General features: G+C 36.0%; 2 protein-coding genes. Both read left to right on the top strand.

The annotated features are described in order from the left end of the window. Positions 1-635: extracellular solute-binding protein (locus ACIPNH_RS05780; RefSeq protein ID WP_400772189.1), on the top strand; the 635-nt coding region annotated here is incomplete at its 5' end. A 203-nt stretch (positions 636-838) separates the two neighbouring features. Then, positions 839-1,726 (top strand): aspartate carbamoyltransferase catalytic subunit, encoded by an 888-nt coding sequence (locus ACIPNH_RS05785; protein ID WP_400772190.1) that lies wholly within the window; start codon positions 839-841, stop codon positions 1,724-1,726. The last annotated feature ends 464 nt before the right edge of the window (positions 1,727-2,190 follow it).

Raw genomic sequence — 2,190 nt, forward strand, 5'->3', positions numbered from 1 at the left:
TATTGGTTTACAATAAAGAGTCAGTAGACCCTAAGGACTTAAGCACTTATGAAGATTTAGCAAATGAAAAATGGAAAGGAAAAATATTAGTGCGTTCTTCTACAAGTCCATATAACAGATCGTTAATTGCTTTTATGATTGCAAATAATGGTTTTGAAAAGACGAAAGAATGGGTAAGCGGAATTGTGAGCAATATGGCAAGAAAACCAAGTGGTGGTGATACTGATCAAATTTACGCCGTAGCAGCGGGTGAGGGAGATGTTGCAATAGTAAACAGCTACTACTTTGCGAGAATTCTTTCATCAGAAAATAAAAAGAATGTTGCAGACAAGCTAGGGGCTTTTTTTCCTAATCGCAACGATCACGGTGTAATGGTAAACATCAGTGGTGCAGCAGTAACAAAAAACGCAAAAAACAGGGAAAATGCTATAGTCTTATTGGAATTTTTAGTAAGCAAGCAGGCTCAAGAGTTATACGCTAAAAAAAACCAAGAATATCCTATTATTGAAGGCGTTGAAACTTTCGATATACTAAAATCTTGGGGAAATTATTCACAAAGTGATTTGCCTCTAAGTGAACTTGAGAAGCATCTTTTTGAGGCTGTTATGATAGCGGATGAGTGTAAGTGGAAGTAATCCCCAGCGCCACTAAACATTGGGATGAAAGATTTATGCTAATATACCTTACTCTTGACTCGCTGAACTTTTTCTTCCTTCTAACTTAATTTTGACTTTACTATCTTTTTCCGTTCTTTCACCAAAACAATTGCTGCACAAGAAGTCTATTGAAAAAAGGTAATAAGAAAGTAGAATAGGTTCAAGTAGTTGAAAAGGAAACTATGAACAAGAGAAGGAATTTGTTAAACATCTCAGACCTTACAGTCGATGATGTAGAAAATATAACTAAGTTGGCCAACCAGTACCTTAAAAAAGAAGTTGCAAATAGTCATATCTTGGAAAATAAGACAGTAATAAATTTATTCTTTGAAGATTCAACGCGTACACTTGCGTCTTTTGAAATAGCAGCAAAAAGCCTTGGAGCAAATGTTGTAACTTTGCCAATAAGATCTTCTTCTATTAACAAGGGAGAAGATCTAAAAGACATGATCAAAACATTAAATGCAATGAATCCTGATTACATAATAATCAGGCATAAAAGTAGTGGTATCATTAATACACTGGCAAAGTATGTTAACTGCTCGCTAATCAATGCAGGGGATGGAAGTAGTGAACATCCAACTCAAGCTCTTGCAGACTATCTTGTAATCAGCAATCACAAAAAGCAAATAAAGGACCTCAAAGTTGTGATATGTGGAGATATTCTGCACAGTAGAGTTGCAAGATCAAATATAAGATTGCTAAAAATGTTTGGAGCAGAGATAAACTTGGTCGCACCACCAACTTTGATTTGTAAGCATTTTCCTGAAGTAGATTCAGTCCATTATTCATTAATTGAAAGTGTAAAGGATACTGACGTAATTATGCTTTTGAGATTGCAGAAAGAGCGCATGAATAATAGTTCTTCAGAGAAAGAATATTTTTATTTGTATGGACTTGATTCACAAAAGCTATCATACGCAAAACCAGATGCGATTGTTATGCACCCAGGGCCAATAAACAGAGGGATTGAGATTAGCAGCGATGTAGCAGATTGTGTTATTTTACAGCAAGTAGAATTTGGATTGGCAATACGTAAGGCAGTGTTGCACTATTATAGGCCTTGCTAATATTAAAAGATGCTACACAACTAATGCAAAAAGGGGGGGCATGAAATGACAAGGCTTGTAAATGGTTTGAGAATGGCCATTAAGATGTTAAGGCCGAGGATATGGTGTGGAAGTTTTTACGAAAGCCTGAAGTCAATCAACAACCTTGCAGAACGGCAAATTAGACGGCTATCGTAAAAACAGCTTTTTCACCTGGTCGGAACATGGAGAAAGATTTGTGGAAAGAATGTTGTCGATATTTTTGACATCACGTCTCAATGGCCAAAATCCCTTCCAAAAGTTACGACTGCTTAGTTCTTTATTCATTCTCACAATCCGTGAACGGTTACAACCTGGATTCCAGTGGGCTTTGTTGCATCGCTAGCTATGATGGATTAAAGATAAAAAAGATAGCGAATATCAGTAGCTTATTATTCTGGTATTTATAACAAGAACGGTCAATGAATACCTAAATTTGAGTAAAA

Origin of the sequence: Wolbachia endosymbiont of Drosophila barbarae, assembly GCF_044752445.1 — a bacterium.
Taxonomy (GTDB): domain Bacteria; phylum Pseudomonadota; class Alphaproteobacteria; order Rickettsiales; family Anaplasmataceae; genus Wolbachia; species Wolbachia pipientis.

Coding starts and splice junctions, on each gene's coding strand:
- ACIPNH_RS05785 (WP_400772190.1), top strand. CDS start 839: ATGAACAAGAGAAGGAATTTGTTAAACATCTCAGACCTTACAGTCGAT.